Raw genomic sequence first — 24,759 nt, 5'->3', positions numbered from 1 at the left:
TAACTGTCCTTTGCTTTCTAGAATTCTTTCCATTTTTATGGGGATCTGTTTTATTCCGGTATTAGCCCATTCACAATCTGCAACGCAATTACCCTGGAATGACCAACTTGTCTCTGATTTTTCAACCGAGCTGGATTCCCTAAGAACGGCAAACCACATACCCGGACTGGCTGCCGCCATTGTAAAGGATCAGGAATTGGTCTGGTCTGAAGGATTCGGAAGCTCACATTTTGATACCGGTGATGGAGCTTCATTCAAGGATGTAACTCCGGATACTCCTTTCTGGATCGCCTCTGTCACAAAAACCTTTTTGGGCCTTCTATTCCTTCAACTTGAGGAGCAGGGAAAAGTTGATTTTGAATCTCACATCAACGATATGCCGGGCTGGGATAATTTTTGCAGCTGGCTGGCCGGATCAGGAATTGTATTTGGTAACGACCTTCGCTGTAAGGCATCGATATCAATCCAAAACGTTCTTAATCATACGGTCAACGGAGAACCAGGAACCAGGTTTATGTATAATCCTATCATGTATTCCCGCCTCTCCCGGTATATCGAATATGTGTATGGCAAACCTATCAGTGCTGTAGAAGGCCGCCATAATACGATGGCTCAACTGATACAGGAAAATATTCTCGCCCCTGCCGGCATGAATAACACCATGTCAAGTATGTGGCAACGTGAAAAAGCCCTCGTATTCTTTGATATGGCTCAGGGATTTGAATACAAAGATGGCAGCTATCACCGTAAAAGACATATTGAACGGCACCTTGCGGGCGGTGCCGGTATTGTATCATCAGTCAATGACCTTGCAAAATACGATATTGCCATAGATACCGGTCTCCTGGCATCAGAGGCAGTCAATAAGAAACTCTTTACTCCTGCGAAGTCACCTGATGGCACAGCACTCCCTTATGCTTTTGGCTGGTACGTGCAGGAGTATCGTGGTGAGAAACTGATATGGCATTCAGGCTGGGATGAAGAAGCCGGGTTTACTGCCCTTTACCTTAAAATTCCGGAACGTGATCTGACGTTGATTCTTCTCGCAAACAGTGAAGGCATGTGGTGGGGAAACCCACTGGATAAAGCAGCCGTTGAAAAATCTGTATTTGCCCGGACGTTCCTTGATCATTTTGTTTTCGGAAGTAAATAAGGGGTGATCGATCACTACTTGTCTCATACTCTGGCAATCAAGAGTTTGGAGCTTCAGAGAATACGTTGATAAGCCAAATCTTAGCAACGAGTACAATAAAAACTATTTGCGTAAGTAATTGCTTACATATATATTCACGTAAGCAAACACTTACGCATTAACTTCCCATGGAAAAAAGAAGAGATGTCTTTCAGGCTGTAGCAGATCCAACAAGGCGGGATATCTTATCCCTAATCGCCAAAGAACCGCTAAACCTGAATTCAATTGCAGAAAACTTTGACATGAGTCGCCCCGCTATATCTCAGCATATCAAAATACTGGATGAAAGCGGCCTGGTAGTTATACAAAAGAAAGGAAGGCAACGGTTTTGCTACATTCATCCACAAAAAATAAAAGAGATAGACGAATGGCTTGAGCAATTCAGGCAACTTTGGGTAGACCGTTTCAACCACCTTGATCAGGTACTCACTAATTTAAAAAACCAAGACAATGAAGAATGAATTAATGACAAACTTCTCTGTTGACAAAAAGAACAAAACTGTAAATGTGAAAAGGGATTTTAAGGCACCTTTAAAACATGTTTGGGCAGCCTGGACAGAACCTGATCTTCTTGACCAATGGTGGGCCCCAAAACCCTGGAAGTCTGAAACCAAAACAATGAATTTCAAAGAAGGTGGCAGACGACTTTACGCCATGGTGAGTCCGGAAGGAGAAAAACATTGGTCTTTTGCTGATTTTATATCTATTTCACCAAAAAATAATATCAAATTCAAGGATGGATTTTGTGATAGTGATGGAAATATTAACCAGGAAATGCCAAGATCGAACTGGAATATTGAGTTTACAGAATCAGATGGCTTGACGACTGTTAATATAAATATACGGCATGAAAACCTGGCTGATCTGGAAACTATTTTGGAAATGGGTTTCAAGGAAGGATTCACAGCCACTATACAGGAATTAGCTCAAATATTGGAATCAGGACACCAGAAGTAAGTCTCGTTCATTGACCTGATCACTTACTTTACCTCAGCCGTGATCTCGCTGCCAACCAGCCTAACTGGTGTGGAATGGTTTGATTTGCGTTTCAATGGTGGACTATCTGATAATAGATCAGAATGAATGGTACTTTTAGGCTACTTTTTAAATTAGTTAATGTTAACACTGTTGTTTAGCAAATGGATCACTACATACTAAATTATGGTTCGGTAATACTGGCTTTTACAGCCATCCGGATGATCAAGCCTTTCAAAGCCCTGGTCGATGAAACCGGCAAGAACAACGTTTCGGTTATGGGGTTTCAATTCAAAGAAACCTATGATGCATTTGGTAATATCTCTTTTCTTAAAAAACTCTGGAAAAAAGAATCCTTTGAGGAGTATGAGTCACCATTGAGAGAAACATTGATCTCTGCCAGATCCCGGCTGAGGTTTCAGGTTATCGGCATTATGGTTTGGTTAATACTGTACCTTATATCCAGATCCATTTTAGCTCTTTAGAATCGTCACGTAGCACCAACTTCCCATTATTCTCATTTCGGAGCTCTGCTCCGTAATGCCCTTCTGTGGCTCCGCCTCAGTTAGTTTTATACAGAGTCGTAACAAGAATCCCTTTACCCTCTTTATAGGGTACCGCCAACAGCTGCTTTGCTTCCTTAACTTTAAGGCAGAAAGGAGTCGCTAACAGATCTACCCCGCTCTTCTTCTTCAACCTGATCCCCTGACCTGAAATGATATCCAGATTGGGTTTGAAATCTCCTTCGGGGGTATGCTCAGTAACAATAAGGTATGGATATTTGCTCAGCTTGGGCACAATGCGTTCTATCTCTGCATTCGATAAATGCTGCAGTACCTGTCTTACCAAAGCACAGTCTCCTTCCGGCAACTCATCATAAGCCATATCCAGACAACTGAATTCCAGGTTCCCTGATTTGAATTTCTTCTTATTACGATCAATGAGATCCTCTACTATATCTACAGCTATATACTGTTTTGTAAACTGAATCAGTTGCCGGCCAATGTTGAAATCACCGCACCCCAGGTCACATACCACCGGGGGCTTTTCAAATGATCGAAAAAAAGTACTGACCGTCTCAATGTATGGATCTACGATATCAGCATGATGGGACCCTGATCCTGAATAAAAATCAGTTCCACTTCCACCCCACAGGTTCAGTTCGTACACTTGCTCCATGGCATCTTTTGTTGGCCAGGGTTGTTTATTCCTTTTTGAACCGGGGTTTTTCATCACTCTGACACTCCTAGACTGTTGATCACATTTACAAGCCATATTCTTTATTACAAATTACTGAACATATGATACCACGTCTTTATAATTAATTCATTCTCTTTTTTTATCTAATGATGCCGTTACTATAATATCATGAAGCCCAAGCAGGTACGTAATCTTAGAAAACAAAAGTATCAGATAATTGAATAATTATTTGGAAAATCATCTCAGATACACAACATTATAAGCTTTAATGCAGCGATCAATAGACACTGAGATGCAATTCTGACAACTGAAATAAAAATCAATGATAAATTCGATCACTCAGGAAGAAATGAACAGTGCTATTCTGAATAGCATTGGCGAAGCAGTGATACTCGTTGACCCCGACGGGCGAATTATCAGAAATTGCAATACGGTCACTGAAGAATTGTTCGGTTATAGTAAAGATGAGTTGATCGGACAAAAAACATCCATCTTACATGTAAGCCAGGAACACTTCGAGAAATTTGGTGAAGAATCTGAAGCCATGCTGGACGAAAGCGGTATCTATGAAGGGGAATTTCAGATGCAACGGAGAGATGGGAGGATCATTGATACCTATAATACCGTGAGCGCACTGCGAAAAGAGGAAGGCTGGGAAAAAGGAGTGGTCAGCGTTATAAGGGATATCACTGATAAAAAAGAAACAGAGAGGCAGCTTCAAAGCCATAAAAAAGAGCGCTCCATCCTATTGGCAGAGATGCACCACCGTGTAAAAAACAACCTGGCCATCATTGCCGGACTGCTTTACATGCAGATCGAGTCTTCAGTTAATGAGAATGTAGTTGAAAGCCTCAAGACATCATATTGCCGCTTACAGTCGATTGCGCAGGTACATGAGCAACTTTATAAGGATGCTGAAATGGATGCCAACATTTCCTTGTGTGCTTACCTTCATGAAATGGCTGAAAGCGTAGACAATGTCATTTTAATGCCCGGTAAGAATATAAATATCGATATAAACTGTGAAAGTATCACTATTCCCCTGATTCAGGCTGTGCCGCTGGGTTTAATTATCTCGGAGTTACTGGTGAATGCCTATAAGCATGCTTTTGTAAACAGAAATGAGGGACATATTCAAATTACGGCTGAACAAATAGAAGAAAAGCTGATGATCGAGTTCAGGGATGATGGTGTCGGGTTACCTGACGAATTATCTTCAGATAACACCTCTATAGGTTTCAATATCATTCAGGCTCTTACTGATCAGCTTGACGGTAAATTCTCATACTCTTCTCAACCGAAAAACGGCGCTGCATTTACTGTCTCATTTTCGATACAGTAGTAAGTTAAAGCATTCCTGACCCACCACCACAAGTAATGTAATTATGCCTGCATTAAATGGCTTAATTACCCCTTTAATATTGATCTTCATTAACCTTACTATATTTGCTTGTCTCAATTTTTTAGCCGTTTATTAGAACAGTCCATCCATCTAAAAATAAGGTTTAAGAACATACAGGAGGAAATAAGCGATGTCTGATCAACTTCAATGTCAATGTTTAAAAATCCCGGTTCAAAAGGGTAAGATCAAACAAATTGAGTCCTGGATCGCAGGCTTGTCGGATCGGGAAAATGAAGTGATCGAAGCCTTGCGATCAGAAGGAATCAGAGACGAAGCCGTATTTCTTTTGAATGAAGGCGAAATGAGTTACCTCTACCTATATTCACGTTCAAAAGATCTTGTGTCTGCAGGTCGTGCTTTTGAAGAATCATCACTTCCTGTCGATATTGAGTTTAAACAAATAATGGCAGAATGCCTCGATCTTTCAAATGCTGTTCCGCTGAAACTGGTTTTTAGTGCTGATGGTTCAGAGAAAACCGTTTTTTCCGAAGAACCGGAAGGTTGACCTGTTTTCAGGCTAAATTTCATCTCAAGGTTTCTAAAAAAAGAACTGGTGACAAAAAACGGAGAAAAAATGGCAAATCTTAGGCCAGGAACATTGATCAAACAATGGGTGGATGTCTTCAATCAAGGTGATGCAAAAGCCTTATCCGAATTTTACGCGGAGGATGCCGTAAACCATCAGGTTGCCGAAGATCCGGTAGAAGGCAGGCCCGCCATTCGCGAAAGGTTTGAAAAAGAATTCAGCACTGCTGATATGACCTGCATCATTGAAAATATATTTGAAGATGGCGAGTGGGCTATCCTGGAATGGAAAGACCCACAGGGACTCAGAGGGTGTGGCTTCTTTCATATTATTGGTGGGAAAATACAATTTCAGCGAGGGTACTGGGATAAACTCAGTTTCCTGAGACAGCATGGGTTGCCCATTCCTGAGAAATAGAATAAATCTAAAAAAATAAAAACTATCGGTTTACCTGATCGATCTTCTGGATTCCAGGATATGTTGGTATCCTCCCTCAAAGTAACAGATGAGAGGTTCTGCTTTTTCCAACATCACAAATAACCCATTTATTCTTGAATGTACTTAGGATGGCTCTCTCGTTTTGGGAAAAATACCATTAGAAGCAAAACGAATGAAAGCCCCCAAAGCAGTAGAATAGTATTATCACCCACTCCCGGAAAAACTGAGGTCAAAAAGATATAATCCTGAGCTTGTAACCATATCAGCAGGGAGATCAGTATGACAAATAGAAACAGATCTATGTATTGCAAGAAGGCAAAGGTCCTGAATCTCATATTGAATCTTCTACTGCCTTTTGCAGATCAATTAAGATCCTGGCTGCAATAAGCAGAACTATCACCAGTATCAGAATGTTCAATACCCAAAGGATTGTTATCGCATTGGAGATCAGTTTCATTCCAACTGACTTTATTCCGATTCCTTCTGTCCAGGCACCTAGTATTTGTGATATCAGTGGCCAGCTTCTTGAACTGTTTGTCAGGATCACAATACCCTCTCCTTTTTCCGGTAACATATGAAAATGTGTCATCCATCCATGCCCCTGTCCTCCACCAAAAACAGCCTTTTCGCCTCCCGGTAATGCTTCAATGAAATGCCCCAAACCATATGTATCCGAAACCAGGCTGTAAATTCCGGCGGTTTCAATTACAGGCTCATACAGTTCTTGTAAACTCTTTTCGGAAAGCACGTTCTCCGGAAAATAGAACTCGTTCACCATACCCGAGATCACAAATTGAGCCAGATCCCCAACGTTTGCAAAAAGCCCTCCGGCTGCTTTTTCAGAGTAAACATAAACAGGAACTGGTCTTCCGTTCTGCTCATAGCCGTTTGGGACCGGTGTGATAAAATCTTTTCTCCATTCAAAACCGGAATCTGTCATCCCAAGGGGATCCAGGATCTCTTCCTGCATATATTCTGAATAGACTTGTCCTGTAACATCTTCTATCAGCAATTCAAGAAGATGATAGCCTACATTTGAATAGTTGAATGCCATTCCAGGTTTGTGAACCATCTTAACTTCTTTCGAAAGACTTTCCCTCAAGGTTTGCTTAATAGCATTAGGAGCATATTCCAAGCCAAGTGTACCCAAGGTTAGGCCGGAACTATGGCTGAGTAATTGTCTTATCGTAATGTTTTGCACATCAGGTTCTGAAGGAGGAAATTGCCAGCTATGAATGTACTTTACCAAAGGATCCTCAAGGTTTATCAGACCTTCTTCCACAAGCTTCATGATAGCCCTTGCCGTTACTGATTTCGAGATCGATTCTACCCTGCATACAGTTTCAGTGGTCATAGGTGCATGTTCTTCCAGATCGGCTACACCGTAAGCATTTGACCAACTTACCATTCCTTCCTCTATAACAGCAATTATGACCCCGGGAACTTCATATTTACTCATCCAACGCGGAATTTGTTGGTCAAGCTGTTGAATATTATTCCCACCTAAGTTGCCATCATCATGGCCAAACTTCAGGAACCCCATTATCATAAAAAATGGAAGCAGTATTAACGCACTAATTATTTTCAATCCTTAGTAGCTTTATGCTAGTTTATCAATCAAACCTAACTATATCGGCTCTTACAGTCACCCGTACTTTAGTATAGACAAATAGATTTATGATGTCGGTATCATATCTTACATTTACCAGTGCGAGCTTTTGGTCCTTTACATCTTCACCCGTCACCTCAAAGTTCTCCCAAAGATTTTCCAGAGCCTCAGCATACATCATCCCAGTTCCATCTACCCTTGCGATCGCAAATGTCGCAGCTGTAAGTCCGGTGGAATAACTCAACCCAATGATGTAGGCTGATTCAGATTCACCCATCACATTAGTGGCTGCAATGGTATAATTACCCTCCTCCAGATTTACTATGGTCTGATTTGCTGATAAAAAAGCCCCGGAATTTGAGCAACCGCCGATGACCAGAGTTAAAAGAACCAGTAAATAAATATTATCTCTCATTTAAACTCCCTTAATACATTGATTTAGTTTTGTATATCCTAAGCAGTTTAATACCATATAGTATGTAGGGGAAATACTGATTCTAGGGTCTTTTTGAAACATTAGTTCAGATACAATTTGTATTGGGAGAGGAGGAATTGATATCGGAAATGGTAACGATACATTGATCCTTTCTAAAATCTTCAACAGTCACTATGTTAAGGATATGAAAAACCCCTTCTCAGATCTCCAGAACCGTGAGTTTAGGATCCACCGCATATTCATAAGGATCTTGTTGGCGCTTCTCTTTGTTGAATGGCTGCTTCTTTTGGTAGATCAAAGCTGGCTGTCTCTTTTCCTGGTCACACTCATCATTATTACGGTGTTCTCTCCCATTCTTTTTCGAAGACAATTACAAATGGAGATCCCTGCAGAACTTCATTTTACGGCTGTTATATTCGTATTCGCTTCTTTTTACCTTGGAGAAATTCAAGATTTCTACCATCGATTATGGTGGTGGGATATGGCCCTTCACACCTCAGCCGGACTGCTGATGGGGATCCTCGGTTTCATCCTTGTATATGTATTAAATGAAAGTAAACGCGTACATGTAAACCTGACCCCGGGATTCATTGCCTTTTTTTCCTTTACCTTCGCCCTGGCCATTGGTTCTGTTTGGGAGATCTTCGAGTTTGGAATGGATCAGCTATTCGGGATGAACATGCAGAAAGAAATGCTGGGCGACCCCTCCGGGCTAACTGATACTATGTGGGATATCATCGTGAATGCGCTTGGGGCTTTCCTTATTACTTTTGCCGGCTATGGTTACCTAAAAAGGGAAAAAAGCTTCTTTGTGAAGGACTGGATCCGGTCTTTTATAGAAAAGAATCCTGAGTGGTTTAAGCAATAGGAATTTAACATCAACTCAGAGTTTTACTCAAGACCTGAAGATATTATCGGCTGTAATATATAATCCCACCTTCTTTATTCCCCGACAAAAATTCTAGAATCCCGTCCCCATCCAAGTCTGCAAAATGTGGAGTACTGAATTGGGTTACCCTGATATTGACCGGAAGATCTTCTTCACTGAATTGCGCCCCCTGTGCATTACCGGTATTTCTATAAAACCTGATGCCTTCCACTTTTGAACCGAGAAACAAGTCCATATCTCCATCACCGTCCACATCATAAAAGGCAGGTGCACTTCTATGGCGGACTTCCACATTGGTGAAAGCATCTTCAACAAGCTGGAATTCAGGTTCGTCGGGCGTTCCGATATTTTCAAAATAAGCTACACTTCCTCCGGATGCTCCTACCATCACATCCAGGTCCCCATCTCCATCCAGGTCTGCCATGGCCGGTACCGCATTACTCCCACGAGGCAGTTCGAAAATAGTCTCTTCGACTAATTCAAAAGTGCCACCTTGATTCTCATAATAAGCCACTCCGCCTCTCCATCTGCCAAGGAGCAAGTCATCGAGACCATCCCGATTCAGGTCTCCTAAAATGGGAGCATAATGATAGGCATCAGGCAGGTTCAGGGTACCATTTTGATGGTATTCAGGAGCGGTTTTAGTTCCAAGGTTTTCATACAGATATACGATCGAGGAGTTTCTGTTAAACGGGTCGATCTTATTAGCCAGCATCAGATCCAGGTCCCCATCTCCGTCGATGTCGCCGGTGGCAGGAATGCTTTCATTACCAACATCCAGATTTCTGAGGAATTGTTTGGTTTGCAAACTGAATTCTCCCGATGATAGCTGTTCGTAAAACAGAAAATTTTCAGCCAGTGTCTGGTTAGCATTATAGGCACCACCCAACACTCCAAGGAACAGATCCACGTCTCCGTCATTCCCCCAATCAGTGAGCGTGGGAGCATTATATCCACTGGTTTGAACCGGATCTCCGTATGGAAAAGGACGCGGTTCACCCTGAAACTCAGGATTGGTTGGAGTCCCCCGGTTTTCCAGTAAAAGCACGCTTGGTTCAAAGAAATCACCCCAGAATATATCCTGGTCACCGTCTGCATCAATATCCATAAATGCCATGGTGTTGGCACCGTGCATGGTACCGAACTGTTTTACGATCTCAATATTTTCGAACCGTTGGGTCACCAGCTTAAACTGTGGAATTTCGTTTTTGTCTCTCCCAACTGACTCATACCGCATCAGTGTACCATCCAAACGTCCTATGAACAGATCAAGATACCCGTCATTATCAATATCTGTGACGTTTGGAATATTTTGGCGATCGGAGAAGATCGGTTCCCCATTTGTATCCCTTAAAGAATCAACGGCGAGCTCAAATTTCGGACTGCTTTCATTGCCCGCATTCCTATATACCCTGATGTAGCTATAAGGTTGTTCTGTGAGCAGATCCAGGTCGCCATCCTGATCCAGGTCCACAAACCGGAACCACTCCCCGATATCCAGGGTTTTATATTTATCTGTTTTCCAGATTAATGGAAATCCATTTTCTATACTTGTGTACTCAAAATATTTTAGATCTCCGGTATTTTCCTGCACAAAAAGGTCAGGGTCACCATCAGCATCAATATCCACAAACTGGGGACGGGGAGCGTTGAACCCACCAAGAAATGGGAAATCGATCGCTTCGCCATTTTGATCAAAAAATGGGAATGGTTCCACATATTGCTGATACGCTTCCGTGAGCCTGTAATCCGTGTTAACAACCGTTTTTGAGGGACTGCAAGCGTTAAGTAAGGTCAGTGACAGCAGTATGGGAAATAATTTACGAAGCATTTTGAAGATCATTTTATAATCAGATTACCGGATATTGGTACCAATGCCTGATGGGTAGTGTCCAACTTCGATCACTTTTACAATACTATGCGTTTCTGTGTCGATTATAACAACAGTTCCCGGCAGATCCTGCTCACCCTCTGCTCCGTCGGGGTTATAGGTTCCATCCAGGTTATTATTTGTGATGTATAGATACTTACCATCCCCGGATAGAGCAGCACCATGGGGTTGCGCCAAACCCATTCCCTTTATGGTATCTTCTACCGTTTTAGACTGCAGATTAACAACGGATACACTGTGGTCTTGTTTGTTGGCAAAATACGCATATTTCCCATCTGCTGAGATCACAGGGTGCCATGGTTGTGCGCCAACTGCTACACTTCCCGTCAATTGGGGAGTCATCGGATCTGATACATCAAAAAATAGCAACTGCCCGGATACCTGTCCGGTTGCGATCATGGTTTTGCCATCCGGAGTAATGGCAAAATTCACAAATGTATGGGTGGGTCCCGGTACATTGATCAAATTGGATTCTTCTGACTCAATATTGGTTGTATATATCTGGTTCTCACTAAGGCTGCCTATATACATCCAGTCGCCTTCAGGAGCACTGACAATGGCATGTGGACGGGCAAAAAACAATCCGACTTCATCTATGACTTCCATATCCGATCGATTCACCACTCCAAAACTCTGAGGTGGGTTGACCGCACTCATGGACCGGCCTACATACAAAATATCTTTTGTTGGGTGCATAGCCATTAATCCCGGAACTTCCAGTTCAACAGTTGCGATCAGTTCATTTTCACGGTTAAATTTCAATACTCGGTTTTCACCGATCAAAGTGAGATACCAGTATGAACCATCTGACTCCGCAATGGCATAATGTGGCTTGGCATTGGCTGAAAAACCTAATTCCTGTAAGTCAACCGTTTCAGCTATTTCATTGGTTGAAACATCGATTACGGTGACCGTTGCAGACCCTTGATTACACACATAAATATACTGAGGAAGATCATTCGACTGAGCAAACAGGTCAACTGACAATACAAGTATCAGTGTGGTGACCATTATAAATCTTGATAACACATTCATAGATCTCATCTTTAATGAATAAAAAATGGCAACTTCAAAAGCCTTCAAACCGAAAACTCCGAAGTTGCCAAATTATTTTAGTGTGCCTTTAATCGTCCCGGTTGGCATCTAAAATGAACAACCCTTCGTTAGAGCTTGTCATTAATACGATGTCATCGAAATATGGATAATTACTCCAGGTTCCGGGAAAGCCGGGACCGTCTTCTTCGAATGGATGTGAATCAAAATAACCGACACGCTGAGGTTCCGCAGGGTTGGAAATATCGATCACCTGTAATCCGCTTGAATAATTGGATTGATACATGGTATTACCCTCGATATACAGGTTGTGGTCAGATGATGGATTTGGAACGAAGAATTCCGTCACAAACTGCGGATCATCCAGATCACTTACGTCCCAAACCAAGGTACGTGTTTGGTCCACATTTCCTGAAAGCTCATCCAGTTCATCGTTCTGGAAGAAGTAACGCTGATCTTCTGATAACCATCCCTGGTGGATGTAAGCATGATCCGGATATGAAGCTGTTGAAAGAGCAATTGGGTTGTCTTTATCTGTTACATCCGCAATGCTGACGGCCGTTTCATTCGAGCCAAAGCAAACTTCACTTCCCTGATGATCTTCATCAGGTCCTTCATAGATCACGCACTGCGCATCATGTGAATATCCGGTTCCGGATCGCCCTGTAGATGGATCTGCAAAGCAACCGGCAAATGTAGGATTCTTGGGATCCTGAATATTGATCATGTGAAGTCCACCGCCACAGGTTTCGCCTCCGCCGCTGCTACCTACTGCAAATGCAAAGCCCGTGCTTTCGTTGATCACGATATTATGGGCACTGTTTATATTGCGATAGATCGCATCTTCTTCAAACAGTATCGGTTCACCGTCAAATTCTCGCAGTTTGGTCAGGTCCAGAACCTGCATGCCATGTTCTCCTGCATTATCGGCAACCACAAATACATGGTTCTTGTACACTTTCATGTCTCGCCAAACATTGGCACGGGAGCCTTCGGTCATCGGTAAATTGCCCACATAGATGGGATTCAATGGATCGGTCACATCCACAAATGAGGTTCCTTCATTACGCCCTACGATCGCATAATTCTTACCCGTCTCATCGTCGGCCCAACCCCACATGTCATTGAGACGAACTCCACGGTCGCCACCAATGGCACTGATGGGAAGGAATGAGATCAGGTCAACGTTATCACAACCATAAATTCCGGCCATTCCGTCCTCACAATCCACGCGACCACCTGTGATCGGCTCCAGAACATCATCGCCTTTTCCCATCAAAATTTTCTGAGTTGCCCAACTGCCCGCATCATTTTGTTCCATGATCGCAGCCGAACCGGCTCCATAATCAGCACCGGTAAGACCCACAACAGCAATATCTCCTTCAAGAGCCAGGGTTCCGGCAAAATTGGCTCCTTCTTCCTGATCCGATCTCATTTTCTGAGCACTGATCCAATTACCTGAGTCATCCGAATTAAATTCGTAGATAGCTCCATTCCCTCCGTCTGCATTCGGAGCCCCTATCCATACACTGTTACCGGAATATTCGATAGCGGCCCCAAACATGTACCAGTTTTGGGCATCAAATGCCACTAAACGGCCGTCCTCTGTCCATTCACCACTTTCTGCGTCTTTTGAAAAGACAAATACAGCGCCGGCAGCTCCATTTTGACGGGGTGCAGCAACAAAGATCTGTTCACCTTTTATATTAACTGCGGAACCAAAAAGGCTTCGTTCGTCAGCCTGATCACTGTTTAGGGTAGCTGTTAAATTCCAACTCGAGCCTGCATTTTCAAACACATATGCATTACCACCAGAACGTTGAGGAGCACCTACTACCAGGTTCATCCCGTCCATTGCCAGGGTTGATCCAAACCCTGAACCACTGGTATCAGGATTAACGATAGTGGCAGTTTCATTCCAGTTTCCGTTACGGTTTCGGTAGACCACAACAGCTCCGGTGCCATCTGCATGACCCGGTGCCCCAATAAATGCATGATCACCTTTCAGCAAAACACTTGATCCAAATGACGTTCCTTCTGTATTCAAAGTTAGAATAGCCTGTTCATTCCATTCTCCGGCTTCTGCCTTATAGTAATATACAGTACCATTGCCGTCCATTGCTCCGGGAGCACCGATCAGGAGTTGTTCAGAGTCAGCAGATAGTACAGAACCAAAGTTATTGCCGATCTCACCATCTGATGCTTGCAACTGGACCTGCTCCACCCAATCTCCCCCATTTTTTGCATATAGATAGACGATGCCCGCTTGGTGATAGTTGGCAGGTTCACCAATAAACACTATTCCATCAGACACATCTACCGCACGAGCAAAACCTTGCATCGGTTCAGCTTCTCCATCGGCTGTAGTTTGTGCATGTAATGGAAAGAATAAAAAAGTAAAAAGCAGTAGCGGAATTATGTGTGAATATCGTCTCATAGGAAAATGTATTTGTTCTTTGATAATCTAGATCTAACGGGCTAAAGATACATTCAACCTATCAAAAAACAATAAAAAGAGAGCAAACATTGCCTACAAGGTTTTAAAAATTCTTAAAACCTTACAAAAAGAGCGAAACATTAAATGCTTCGGCACTCATCCAATTGAGACTTATTCTCCCCTCAATTTATAGATACTCCATGCTGTTACCCCGAGAATAGCGGCGGTACCACCGAGTATGAGTGCCAGGTTAACATCCCGTTGAATACGCTCAGCGCGAGATAGATAATCTGCCCCAATTCCTCTCTTGTGTATCAGGTTCTCTATCTCTTCAATTTTTGCTTCCAGTTCTTTTCTGGTTTTATTCTTGAGACTCATAATACTCCTTGTCCTTGGTTTTCTAAACTCTATACCAATAACATAACATAGATTTATGTAGTTCATTTGAAGCTAAAGCTAATGTATTGCCTGAAGACCTGTTATTTACTCAGGATCATGTACACACAAAGCAATTCGATACGTTCATTTACAAATAAGCATTTCAATTCGCTCTTAATGATGCTATATTCCCAACCCCAAATTTGAACCTCAAAAAAGACAAGATGAGCGTATTAGTTGGAAATGATACCCGCCTGATCGTACAAGGAATTACCGGTAGTGAAGGTAGCTTTCATGCGGAGCAAATGATCGAGTATGGCACCAATGTAGTTGGTGGTGTAACTCCCGGAAAAGGCGGACAAACCCATTTAGACCGACCTGTTTTTAACACTGTTGCTGATGCCGTTAAAGAGGCAGATGCCAACACATCCATAATTTTTGTGCCCCCTGCCTTTGCTGGTGATGCTATCACCGAGGCAGCATTTGCAGGCATCAAAACCATAATTTGTATTACCGAAGGTATCCCGGTTAAGGATATGATCGTAGCCAAGCAGATCGTGAAGAGTCACGGTGCTACATTGATCGGCCCTAATTGCCCGGGTGTTATTACTCCAGGCGAAGCCAAAGTTGGTATCATGCCCGGAAATATCTTTACTCCCGGTAAGGTTGGATTGATCTCCCGTTCCGGAACGCTCACTTATGAAGCTGTTGACCAGCTCACCAAAGAAGGATTGGGACAAAGTACAGCCATCGGTATCGGCGGTGACCCGGTTATCGGAACCACCCACCTTGATGCTGTTAAATTACTAAATGACGATCCTGATACGGAAGCCATCGTACTGATCGGTGAGATCGGTGGTACGGCTGAAGAAGAAGCCGGTGAATGGATCAAAGAAAATTGCAAGAAGCCTGTAGTGGCTTTCATTGCAGGATCAACAGCACCTCCGGGCCGACGAATGGGGCACGCTGGAGCTATCATCTCAGGCGGTAAAGGAACCGCGCAGGAGAAGAAAAAATCACTGGCTGCTGCAGGTATTACTGTAGTTGACAGTCCTGCTGAGATCGGAGTGACACTGAAGAAAATGCTGGAAACTGCCTAAACTCTTCAGTTAGCCTAAGAAACTTAAAGCCTCTTCCCTTTCGGGTTGAGGCTTTTTTATTATGTTTTCACTACACTTGTCAGTAGTGTCGTAAAAATGACGTTAACAAGTCGTACAAATTGAATTCTTTACCATTTACATTTTGCGCAGATCATACAACCAAATATTAACGAATAGTAGAATTGAATATGTCAGTTGCAAATAATGTAAAGTCATTTAGGAAGAAGTTTGGATTATCACAGGAAAATCTAGCCGAGGAAACCGGACTAAGTTTACGAACCATTCAGCGTGTTGAAAATAATGAAACCGAACCCAGAGGTGACACCCTTAATAAGATTGCCAGTGCTTTTAAAGTTTCTCCGGAAGAGATACTGGAATGGAACAAGGAAGAAGACACCTCTTATCTAATGGTCTTAAGCCTGACTCAGTTCACATTTATTATTTTCCCACTTTTAAGCGTTCTTATACCTTTATTGCTATGGATACTTAAAAGAAAAACAATTTCAAAAGTTGATGATATCGGTAAAAAGATCCTGAATTTTCAGATTACCTGGTCTATCACAATTTTTGCAGGATTGATTACCTATTTCCTTTATGTAAGCAGTATAATTTTTAGGGATATTGAACAATATTTTACTGCTTATCAAAACAGCATGATCAGCTTTTGGCTATTTGCCGGTTTAGCAATATCGTATAACATTGGTATCATCGTGTTCAATACCCTAAAGATAAAAAGAGGCGAACAGGTTTATTTTAAACCAGCTATTCCGTTTCTCAAATAGTAGTCCCATCCGGGATCGTGGTTTTCTTTTTCACGATCACTATGCCATCTCTTACATAATGATACTTATGATCTCCATCCTCAAGGTGGTCGCCCCCCACTATCCGTACATCATTCCCGATCCTGGCATTTCGGTCTATGATACAGTTACTCAGATAACAGCGTTGACCAATTCCCATTGCTGGCTTTTCTGGTGAGGCATTATCAATATCTTCTCTGGCCTGGAATATATCATTACCCATTACTATGGAGTTCTCGATGGAGGTCCCTTTTCCAATCCGTGACCGGATCCCGATCACTGACCGCTCAATGCGGCTTGCTTCAATGATACATCCTTCAGCCACCAATGCATGTTCAAGCGTGGTGCCCCTCAGCTTTGATGGTGGCAGCAAACGAGCCCTTGTGTAGATAAAGTTCTCATTGTCATATAAATTGAATTCCGGTATGGTATCTGCCAGCGAAAGATTCGCATCAAAGAATGACTTGATAGTTCCAATATCGGTCCAATAGCCCCCAAATTCATAGCTGCAAACTTTTTGGTCGCCATGGACACATTTGGGAATGAGTTCTTTACCGAAGTCGACCGCATCAGGATTGTCATTAAAGAGTTTATTCAGCACCTCACGATTGAAGATATAAATTCCCATCGATGCGAGGTAATCCTTACCTTGAGAGCTGTAAACTTCAGGCACATCAGATTTCCAATCACCCAGTTCATCCGTTGAGGGCTTCTCAATAAAATCTTCGATCACACCATCCTTATTGGTCTTCATGATCCCAAAACCGGTGGCATCTTCTGCATTCACAGGAATAGTGGCCACGGTCAGGTCAGCATTATTTTCCTTATGGCGTTCCAGCATCTTACGGTAGTCCATTTGATAGAGCTGATCGCCTGAAAGGATCAGCACATGGTCATGTTCATGGTTTGCCATATGATGAAGAGACTGACGAACAGCATCAGCCGTTCCCTGAAACCAACCGGTGTTATCCGGGGTTTGCTCAGCTGCCAGGATATCCACAAACCCACTGCTGAATACATCAAAATTATAGGTGTTCTTAATGTGGCGGTTCAGCGATGCGGAATTAAACTGTGTCAGCACATAGATCCGTCTGATATTTGAATTCAGACAGTTAGAGATCGGGATATCCACCAATCGGTACTTACCTCCAACCGGAACCGCGGGTTTTGACCGATGGTCTGTTAATGGGAATAAGCGTGTTCCTCTTCCCCCTCCTAGAATGACTGATATGACTGATGAACTTTTCATAATACCCTGTTTAATCCTTTAATAGTGACTTATACATTTCTTCGTATTCCCGTGCCGAACGCTTCCAGGAAAAATCCAGCTTCATAATTCTACTTAAAACTTCGGAATATTTCTTAGAATCTTTGTAAAGGTCGACAGCACGACTGATGGCCTCGGATGCCGCCTCTAAACTAAAGTCTTCAAAAGTGATCCCGTAGCCGCCTTCTTCCGAAACATCTTTAACCGTATCCTTTAACCCCCCAACGGATCTCACAATTGGCACCGTTCCATAACGCATGGCAAACATTTGGTTCAATCCGCACGGTTCAACCCTTGACGGCATGATAATAAAATCAGAACCGGCATAGATCTGATGAGCAAGCTTTTCATTGTATTCAAGTGTTGCATCAAAATAACCCATATGATTTCCTTCCATCTGCGTAAAGATCTGATGCAGCTGTGGATCACCGGTTCCCAGTAAAATGAAATTAACTTTCTGATCTGAGTACATGACCTGCCTGAAGAGGTCCGGAAGAAGATCCGCTCCTTTCTCTCGAACCAAACGACCTATAAATGCCACCGTTGGATGATCCGGGTTTAGGTCAAAGTGCTCACATAAGTACTTTTTGTTAAGGCTTTTTCCCTTCTTTCGGTTGCGGTGACTGAAGTTATGCTCCACCAATTCATCTGTTGCAGGATCCCAGACTTCCGTATCTATTCCATTGATGATACCCGTTGATTTCTGACGTTCATGCTGAAACAGCATTTCTAATCCATTACTATTATCAGAAAGTTCACTCATATAGTTTTTAGACACGGTCGTGATCTTCCAGGCACATTTCAGACCGGAAGCCAGTGAATTGAGCTGACCATCCCAATCCAATAAACCAAGCTTGTCAATATTAAAGGCCGGCAACAAATGGTATTTTTCTATGTCTTGCACACCATGATATTCGGCATTATGTACGGTGATCGCGGTCGGTATATCACTCATATCCCGATATCGGTTGCACTGAGAGGTCATGAAAGGAACCAATCCGGTATGGTGGTCGTGACAATGAATGATATCAGGTTGCCTGTCGCGCAACTTCAACCATTCCAATGAGGCGATCTGAAAACTCACAAAACGCTCCAGTTCGTCCCAATATCCGTGCCCCGACCATGGATCTATATAGATTCCGGGCCGATCGAACCTACCCGGTATATCGATGACATAAAAAGGAAACCCCAACGCATCGTCTTTGTGTCTCTGTACCGAAAAGGAGACCTCTTCTGATCCCATTACAAAGGTACCTTCATGAACGACATCGAACTTCTGCTTCCCTATCCAGGTATTATGATACTTTGGGATGACAACATCACAGTAGTGGCCTGATTGATTCAAATATTTTGGCAGTGAGCCAACTACATCTGCGAGCCCGCCGGCTTTGGCCGCAGGATAACATTCTGCACTCAGATGAACAATGTGCATTTTAGTGTAACCTTCTTCCTAATTGTTCGTTTACTTGTTTATATCAGGAAATAAGCAATCTTTGGGCATCTTCCAAAATAAATAAGGGCTTATTGGGCAAAATTTTATGATTTGATAATGAGCAGAATAATAAGTTCGATATTATTTTTGTTTCTGCATGTTCCCGCATTTTGTTTATCATTTGCACCAATTTAATTCAATCAAAATCACCAATAAAACATGGCTATAATTAATGTAGACGGCATCAGTAAATCGTTTGGTAAAACAAAGGCTGTGAACGATGTCAGTTTCGAAGTACATAAGGGGCGTATTTTTGGGCTACTTGGACCAAACGGAGCAGGTAAAACCACAACGATCCGGATGATCAACTATATCCTCACACCGGATACCGGATCGATCGGAATCAACGGGATCGAAGCGAGCCCGGAGACACAGAAAATGATCGGGTATATGCCGGAAGAAAGAGGATTATATAAAAAAATGAAGGTCTTTGACCAACTCATGTACCTGACCCAACTAAAAGGAATGAACAGTCAGGCTGCCAAAAAAGCCATTGACTACTGGCTTGATCGTTTTGATGCTTCCGAATGGAAAAAGAAGGAGATCAGTGAATTATCTAAGGGAATGTCTCAGAAAATACAGTTTATTGCCACTATTGCTCACGATCCCGATATCTACATATTTGATGAGCCTTTCAGTGGGCTGGATCCCATCAATAGTGAGACCCTCAAAGAGATCATCATTGAATTAAAGGACAATGGAAAGACCATTTTATTCTCCACTCACCGCATGGAACAGGTGGAACAAATGTGTGATGATATTTGCCTGTTCAACAATGGTAAAGCTGTGCTAACCGGAAAACTGAGGGAGATCAAAGCTTCCTTTGGCGAAAACACCATTAATCTGGAATTTGACGGTGATGGTTCATTCCTCGATAAACTTGAGGAGGTTCGTATCAACAATCGCTCAACAAATTTTGCTGAGATCCGAGTACTGAATGACCAGAATATGCAAGACATCCTGAAGCTGGCTATGGATCATTCAGAGATCCACAAATTTGAGCGCATACAACCATCACTGACCGACATTTTCATTTCCACTGTAGGAGAAGACAATATCAAAAAAGAGGAGATCCAATAAGATGAGTTTACATAAGATCTGGCTGGTACTGAAAAGAGAATATTTGACACGGGTAAAAAGTAAATCCTTCATCATTATTACTGCATTGACTCCCCTCGCCTTTGTGGCTTTTATGGGGATCATCGTTTACATCAGTATTTCTGAAACCGAAGTTGAAAAAAGGATCGGTATACTGGATGAGACCAATGTTCTGGTTGAACGACTGATCGAACTAAATGAAACCCGGTATTTTGATGTCAGTGACCGTGAAATTGATCAACTTAGAGATGAGGTCATGGCTGGTGATCTGGATGGATACATCGTATTGTCTGACTCTGTGATCGAACATTCCAAATCTCCAACTCTTGTGCACGGTGGAAGCGGTGGCCTTAGCTTTCTTTCTGCTGTTCGTTCGGATCTCAGGGAAGCTGTTCGTGAAGAGCGCTTGACACGGCAAAATGTATCTGATGAGATCCGGGATATCTTCGAAACCCGAACAGGATTGGAAGCCGTGAAACTTACAGAGGAGGGTGAATCTGAAGACAACACTGTATTTGCCTCGGCACTTGGCTTTATATTAGGCCTGCTTATCTTCTTCGGGATCTTTTTCTACGGTGCCTTACTTATGCGGAGCGTGATCGAGGAAAAGACCAACCGCGTACTGGAAGTGATAGCCTCTTCAGTAAAACCAATTGAACTTATGTTCGGTAAATTATTTGGGGTCCTATCGATCGCCCTCACTCAATTTGGAATCTGGATCCTATTTTACACCGGGCTTTCTATTGCAGCTGCACCTGTGGCAGCCATGATCGTGGATGCACAGATGGATTCCCTCCCCCAGGAAGCCGCCAGTGAGGCCTTTGACCCGGCAATGCTGGATAACCTTGTGATCGATCCATCGATCTTTATTTATTTCCTGCTGTTCTTTTTCCTTGGTTTCCTGATCTACAGCGCTCTGTTTGCAGCCATTGGCGCAGCCGTTGACAACGAGCAGGATACACAGCAATTCATGCCCATTGTCGGTATGCCTATATTCATTGCATACTTTCTCAATACAAAGGTGATGCAGGCACCAGATTCATCGCTATCAACCTTTGTTTCCATTTTCCCACTGACCTCTCCGATCAACATGATATCCAGAATTGCCTCAACCTCAGTTCCGGCCTGGCAGATCATTGTATCTATTTTACTCATGATACTTACTTTCCTGGGGATCATGTGGCTGGCCGCCCGTATCTACCGAGTAGGAATTCTGATGTATGGTAAAAAACCGAGTTTCAAAGATCTGGCTAAATGGATCAGGCAGTGATACACAAAAATATATACTGATCCTAAAAAGGGTAAGACATACATCTTACCCTTTTCCTTTTTAAGATTTGTATTTCTTTTCCAAATAACTCGATTCGAATTAGTGATTAGGATTCAAGTCATTCCCTTATATGTAGAAATCTTATACACCTTTTTGACTTGACGGTTGAACCCAAACACCTATTTAATTTTGCTCTCTAACAGCGAAATAACTTCCTGCTCTGTCAGAAGTAAAAAACCAAAAACTAAATCAATTCATCAGAGACTCTATCCTTCGGATCACCCTTGGATCAAGTTCTTCATTAAGCATAGATGATAATAGCTCATCCCTTTGATCCGGGCCCAAATGCTTTACAGCCTCCAATGCATGATATCTGATGCGCGCATCACGGTCTTCCTTCAACGCATTCAGTGTCTCATCCCAGTATCCAGCACTCGTGTTGTTGTCGATCAACATTTGCAATGCTTCTTTTCTGACCTCGTAAGGGTAATTACCAAGGGCATATCGATCAGCTAACTGCAGAGCTGAACCGGTCGTATCGGTTTCGATGACAGCCTTCAGAGTTTTCAGGGCTTTATGATCATTATTATCACTTCCCTCGAATCTCTCGGCTAAGCTTATCAAATCACTGACCGGAGCTATTTTTATATACGTACGAAGACCTGTATTAAAGACAGTATCTTCTTCAGTTCTGATCAGTTTATTACGAACCGTGTACGCAGCAGACTCATTTCCTTCATAATTAACAAGCGCCTTCAATCCTGAAAGCTGTGTAGCTATGTTATCAGAGTTAACGTAACTGATAAATGTCTCTTCAGTTCCGGTGGCATCTTTGGTTATGGAGGATAAAGTCTCAAGCATGGCAGCTCTTACCTTCTCATTCTGCTCCTGCCCCATTACATCTCTCAGTGCCAGCTGAAGGTCGGGATTATCACTGAATGCTCTTAGCGACTCAGCTGCCTGAATTCTGTTTTCAGGATCCTGATCTCTTAACTGACCGATCCAGAACATGAATGGTTTTGATTCATTCAGGATGAGATCCGGGTACTCCGGTATGTTGATAGTCAGGTAATCAATTCCTGAAGAAAGATTGACCCCCACCGTATCTTCGGCCCCGGTAAACGTAAGTTCTGTTTTTGTGGTATCGGTAAAGCTATAGGCTGTAGCTTCAACGGAAACCAAGGTTTCAATGGGATCTCCTTCTGACTCAAAAGCCAGCAACAGGCTGCCGTTTAACTCATCATAGATGTACTCCACATTGTAAACGGGCTCATTTGTTGATTCGGTACGCTCCTGAGATTCAGTAACCTGTGGCTCAGGCAACGAATCCCAGTATAAACCCACTTTATCATACCACAGATCCGCATAGTCATCCCAACCGGTCACACCATCAAACTGTTGCATCATGTTACCAAAGGATCCTTTGATCACCTCTTTGAGGTAGTTTTCATTTATAGTGTCTATGCCTTTCTCCCAGATATTCCAACGATGAACTGATTGAAGGTTCCCATCATTGTTTAACTGATCCGTATTATCTGTATTTGCCATAAGGACTTTCAGGAATTCATACCTGTGGTCGGTGGTATTCAGATAACGGTGATAGTTTCCAAACCACTGCCCGGCAATTCCGCGTCTTAATTGTGTAGCCAGAGAACCCATATTTTGGTAAAGATATATGACACCGGCTCCTGACTGTATCTCTTCCCAATGATGATCAGGAAGAACTACCACATTCAGCGATCGATAAGGGAATTCAAAAGATACTTTTTGTTCATAATCTTTTAATGTGGATACAGCTATATCCAGTAACCCCTCTCTGACTTCCGGAAGCAACGCATTCTCGTTGGCAAACAGTGAAACCTGTTTGACACCTGATCGGGCACTTATGGTCTCATAACTACCCAATGCAAAGGTCAGACCACTGACCGGTATTTTTTCCTCTGAATTCCATTGAACCGTTTTTTGATCCACTGAAGTTAGATCGTCAGAAACTTTGGTGCCATGAGTTATTACCGATAACTCTGTCGGAATGGTAAAAGTGGTATTTAAAATAAAGCTTACTTCAGGATGATCCGGCAATGGGATCCAATATCGCCTGCTTTTAGGATTAAGCGAGGACCAAAGATTACCATACACATCCTTATTGATACCATACCGGGAATTAGAGGTCCATTTGATCGTTAGTTCCATGCGGTTACCGGTGCTGATAGCCTCTGCTAAGGTAATGATCAAAGAATCTGATGAGACCTTAAAGTTGGCCTGCTCACCGTTAATGAGAATATCCTCGATCTGAGATTCAGATGTATTGAATACAATTTCTGATAATTCAGGATTTCTGGACATGATCGTATAAGTGCCCTCTGAGATCATCATCGGTTGTTGAGGATCGATACTCATCTCAAGATCCAGTTTTTCTATGGTAAAGGGCAAGTCAGGGTAAGCAGCATACTGCCATATCGTGCCCTCATTTTGTGCAAAAAGCTGACCGGTAAAAACAAACAGAAATAGTAAGGTTGCAATCGATTTCTTCATTCTGAAAAGTATTTTTCAAAGATTTTCTTTAATTCAGGAGATAAAAATTCATTCGTGGAATATCCGTTTCCTGAATGTATGGTTTGTTTACCATATACATCGCAGAAAATTCCTCCGGCTTCCTTAACTACCGGTAATAACGCAGCGGCATCCCAAATATTCAGTTCAGGATCATACATCAGGTCTGCGCGACCTGTGGCTACCATCATATGTCCATAGGCATCTCCCCATGTTCTGTGAAGCTTAGTTTGATCCAAAAGTTCCTGAAACAACTCCTGTTGCCCCATTTGCCGGAACCGGTCGATCTCAGTCACCAGAAAGGTAGCGTCTCTCAGGTCTTTAGTTTCGCTGACACGGCAGGGTTCACCATTGAATGTAGCTCCCAATCCGATACCGGCAGCACAAAGTTCGTCAAGTGCCGGTGCATAAATTATACCAACTACCGGCTCATTATCGATCAATATTCCAATGAGTGTGGTGTAAAAAGGAATCCCATGAATAAACGATTTGGTTCCATCTATTGGATCAAGTACCCAGGTAATGTTACTGCCTTCATTGGTTTGACCATACTCTTCCCCAATAATACCATGCTCGGGGAAACGTTTAATTATTTCATTGCGTATGATCTGTTCCGTTTCACGATCAGCAACTGTTACAGGAGAATCATCCTCTTTTGAAATTATGGTTATGTCTTTCTTGAAATATTTAAGGGTATGTGTTCCACCGATTCGTGCAATTTCGATGGCTGAGTCCAATAATTCTTTTGTCATTAAC

The 24,759-nt window shown here is 42.6% G+C and carries 24 protein-coding genes; 12 read left to right on the top strand and 12 right to left on the bottom strand.

All coding sequences use genetic code 11. The annotated features are described in order from the left end of the window. Positions 1–10: 10 nt before the first annotated feature. From AC13FX_RS08535 to AC13FX_RS08520, 4 genes are all read left to right on the top strand, one after another. Positions 11–1,153, top strand: coding sequence for a serine hydrolase domain-containing protein (locus AC13FX_RS08535; RefSeq protein WP_482880127.1), 1,143 nt, complete (start codon positions 11–13; stop codon positions 1,151–1,153). A gap of 167 nt (positions 1,154–1,320) precedes the next feature. Then, a complete protein-coding gene (locus AC13FX_RS08530) occupies positions 1,321–1,653 on the top strand; it encodes an ArsR/SmtB family transcription factor (RefSeq protein WP_482880126.1) in 333 nt (110 codons plus the stop codon). Beyond that, complete coding sequence (locus tag AC13FX_RS08525) at positions 1,643–2,149, top strand: SRPBCC family protein (protein WP_482880125.1); 507 nt, start codon at positions 1,643–1,645, stop codon at positions 2,147–2,149. The genes AC13FX_RS08530 and AC13FX_RS08525 overlap by 11 nt, the downstream gene beginning before the upstream one ends. A gap of 182 nt (positions 2,150–2,331) precedes the next feature. After that, on the top strand, positions 2,332–2,652 hold the full coding sequence (locus AC13FX_RS08520; RefSeq protein ID WP_482880124.1) for a hypothetical protein: 321 nt from the start codon (positions 2,332–2,334) through the stop codon (positions 2,650–2,652). 76 nt (positions 2,653–2,728) lie between these two features. Here AC13FX_RS08520 and AC13FX_RS08515 read toward each other — a convergent pair whose 3' ends face one another. Beyond that, positions 2,729–3,400, bottom strand: coding sequence for a class I SAM-dependent methyltransferase (locus AC13FX_RS08515; protein ID WP_482880123.1), 672 nt, complete (start codon positions 3,398–3,400; stop codon positions 2,729–2,731). Between the two features lie 289 nt (positions 3,401–3,689). On the opposite strand from AC13FX_RS08515, the gene AC13FX_RS08510 reads away from it, so the two are divergent. From AC13FX_RS08510 to AC13FX_RS08500, 3 genes are all read left to right on the top strand, one after another. Further along, positions 3,690–4,709, top strand: coding sequence for a sensor histidine kinase (locus AC13FX_RS08510; protein ID WP_482880122.1), 1,020 nt, complete (start codon positions 3,690–3,692; stop codon positions 4,707–4,709). 190 nt (positions 4,710–4,899) lie between these two features. Beyond that, positions 4,900–5,274 (top strand): DUF6176 family protein, encoded by a 375-nt coding sequence (locus AC13FX_RS08505; protein WP_482880121.1) that lies wholly within the window; start codon positions 4,900–4,902, stop codon positions 5,272–5,274. A gap of 69 nt (positions 5,275–5,343) precedes the next feature. Beyond that, the gene (locus AC13FX_RS08500) at positions 5,344–5,712 is read left to right on the top strand and encodes an ester cyclase (RefSeq protein WP_482880161.1); all 369 of its coding nucleotides are present in this window, start codon (positions 5,344–5,346) and stop codon (positions 5,710–5,712) included. A 128-nt stretch (positions 5,713–5,840) separates the two neighbouring features. Here AC13FX_RS08500 and AC13FX_RS08495 read toward each other — a convergent pair whose 3' ends face one another. The 3 genes from AC13FX_RS08495 to AC13FX_RS08485 form a co-directional block, all read right to left on the bottom strand. Continuing rightward, positions 5,841–6,068: a hypothetical protein gene (locus tag AC13FX_RS08495; protein WP_482880120.1), complete on the bottom strand. Its 228-nt coding sequence runs from the start codon at positions 6,066–6,068 to the stop codon at positions 5,841–5,843. Further along, a complete protein-coding gene (locus AC13FX_RS08490) occupies positions 6,065–7,276 on the bottom strand; it encodes a serine hydrolase domain-containing protein (RefSeq protein WP_482880119.1) in 1,212 nt (403 codons plus the stop codon). Before AC13FX_RS08490 ends, AC13FX_RS08495 begins: the two co-directional genes overlap by 4 nt. A 70-nt stretch (positions 7,277–7,346) precedes the next feature. Beyond that, on the bottom strand, positions 7,347–7,757 hold the full coding sequence (locus tag AC13FX_RS08485) for a DUF6567 family protein (RefSeq protein ID WP_482880118.1): 411 nt from the start codon (positions 7,755–7,757) through the stop codon (positions 7,347–7,349). 205 nt (positions 7,758–7,962) lie between these two features. Between AC13FX_RS08485 and AC13FX_RS08480 the strand changes: the two genes are divergently transcribed. Then, positions 7,963–8,646 (top strand): DUF2238 domain-containing protein, encoded by a 684-nt coding sequence (locus AC13FX_RS08480; protein WP_482880117.1) that lies wholly within the window; start codon positions 7,963–7,965, stop codon positions 8,644–8,646. A gap of 43 nt (positions 8,647–8,689) precedes the next feature. Here the strand turns inward: AC13FX_RS08480 and AC13FX_RS08475 are convergent, their stop codons facing one another. From AC13FX_RS08475 to AC13FX_RS08460, 4 genes are all read right to left on the bottom strand, one after another. After that, positions 8,690–10,498 carry an FG-GAP repeat domain-containing protein gene (locus tag AC13FX_RS08475; protein ID WP_482880116.1) on the bottom strand — a complete coding sequence of 603 codons (1,809 nt, stop codon included), beginning with the start codon at positions 10,496–10,498 and terminating at the stop codon, positions 8,690–8,692. A gap of 24 nt (positions 10,499–10,522) precedes the next feature. Then, positions 10,523–11,593 (bottom strand): YncE family protein, encoded by a 1,071-nt coding sequence (locus AC13FX_RS08470; RefSeq protein ID WP_482880115.1) that lies wholly within the window; start codon positions 11,591–11,593, stop codon positions 10,523–10,525. A gap of 88 nt (positions 11,594–11,681) precedes the next feature. Next, complete coding sequence (locus AC13FX_RS08465; RefSeq protein WP_482880114.1) at positions 11,682–14,048, bottom strand: choice-of-anchor B family protein; 2,367 nt, start codon at positions 14,046–14,048, stop codon at positions 11,682–11,684. A gap of 171 nt (positions 14,049–14,219) precedes the next feature. Continuing rightward, entirely contained in the window at positions 14,220–14,426 is a 207-nt protein-coding gene (locus AC13FX_RS08460; protein ID WP_482880113.1) for a hypothetical protein, read from the bottom strand. A gap of 224 nt (positions 14,427–14,650) precedes the next feature. On the opposite strand from AC13FX_RS08460, the gene sucD reads away from it, so the two are divergent. Further along, positions 14,651–15,526 carry a succinate--CoA ligase subunit alpha gene (sucD, locus tag AC13FX_RS08455; protein WP_482880112.1) on the top strand — a complete coding sequence of 292 codons (876 nt, stop codon included), beginning with the start codon at positions 14,651–14,653 and terminating at the stop codon, positions 15,524–15,526. Positions 15,527–15,714: 188 nt separating this feature from the next. Continuing rightward, positions 15,715–16,308 (top strand): magnetosome magnetite crystal formation protein family, encoded by a 594-nt coding sequence (locus AC13FX_RS08450; RefSeq protein WP_482880111.1) that lies wholly within the window; start codon positions 15,715–15,717, stop codon positions 16,306–16,308. Here AC13FX_RS08450 and AC13FX_RS08445 read toward each other — a convergent pair. Both AC13FX_RS08445 and AC13FX_RS08440 read right to left on the bottom strand, forming a co-directional pair. Further along, positions 16,301–17,575, bottom strand: a complete 1,275-nt coding sequence (locus AC13FX_RS08445; RefSeq protein WP_482880110.1) for a glucose-1-phosphate adenylyltransferase — start codon at positions 17,573–17,575, stop codon at positions 16,301–16,303. The two genes, AC13FX_RS08450 and AC13FX_RS08445, sit on opposite strands and share 8 nt — an antisense overlap. 10 nt (positions 17,576–17,585) lie before the next feature. Beyond that, positions 17,586–19,025, bottom strand: coding sequence for a glycogen synthase (locus AC13FX_RS08440; RefSeq protein ID WP_482880109.1), 1,440 nt, complete (start codon positions 19,023–19,025; stop codon positions 17,586–17,588). A gap of 219 nt (positions 19,026–19,244) precedes the next feature. Here AC13FX_RS08440 and AC13FX_RS08435 point away from each other — a divergent pair, with 219 nt between their 5' ends. Then, positions 19,245–20,165, top strand: coding sequence for an ABC transporter ATP-binding protein (locus AC13FX_RS08435; RefSeq protein ID WP_482880108.1), 921 nt, complete (start codon positions 19,245–19,247; stop codon positions 20,163–20,165). 1 nt (position 20,166) lies between these two features. Further along, a complete protein-coding gene (locus AC13FX_RS08430) occupies positions 20,167–21,453 on the top strand; it encodes an ABC transporter permease (protein WP_482880107.1) in 1,287 nt (428 codons plus the stop codon). Between the two features lie 249 nt (positions 21,454–21,702). On the opposite strand, the gene AC13FX_RS08425 is transcribed toward AC13FX_RS08430, so the two are convergent. Together AC13FX_RS08425 and AC13FX_RS08420 are read right to left on the bottom strand one after the other, a co-directional pair. After that, complete coding sequence (locus AC13FX_RS08425) at positions 21,703–23,985, bottom strand: hypothetical protein (protein ID WP_482880106.1); 2,283 nt, start codon at positions 23,983–23,985, stop codon at positions 21,703–21,705. Further along, a complete protein-coding gene (locus AC13FX_RS08420; protein WP_482880105.1) occupies positions 23,982–24,755 on the bottom strand; it encodes an inositol monophosphatase family protein in 774 nt (257 codons plus the stop codon). The genes AC13FX_RS08425 and AC13FX_RS08420 overlap by 4 nt, the downstream gene beginning before the upstream one ends. Between the last annotated feature and the right edge of the window lie 4 nt (positions 24,756–24,759).

Source organism: Gracilimonas sp. B-17, from assembly GCF_056857935.1.
Note: the sequence above shows the minus strand (reverse complement) of the source record. Positions and strands in the feature narration are given on the sequence as shown.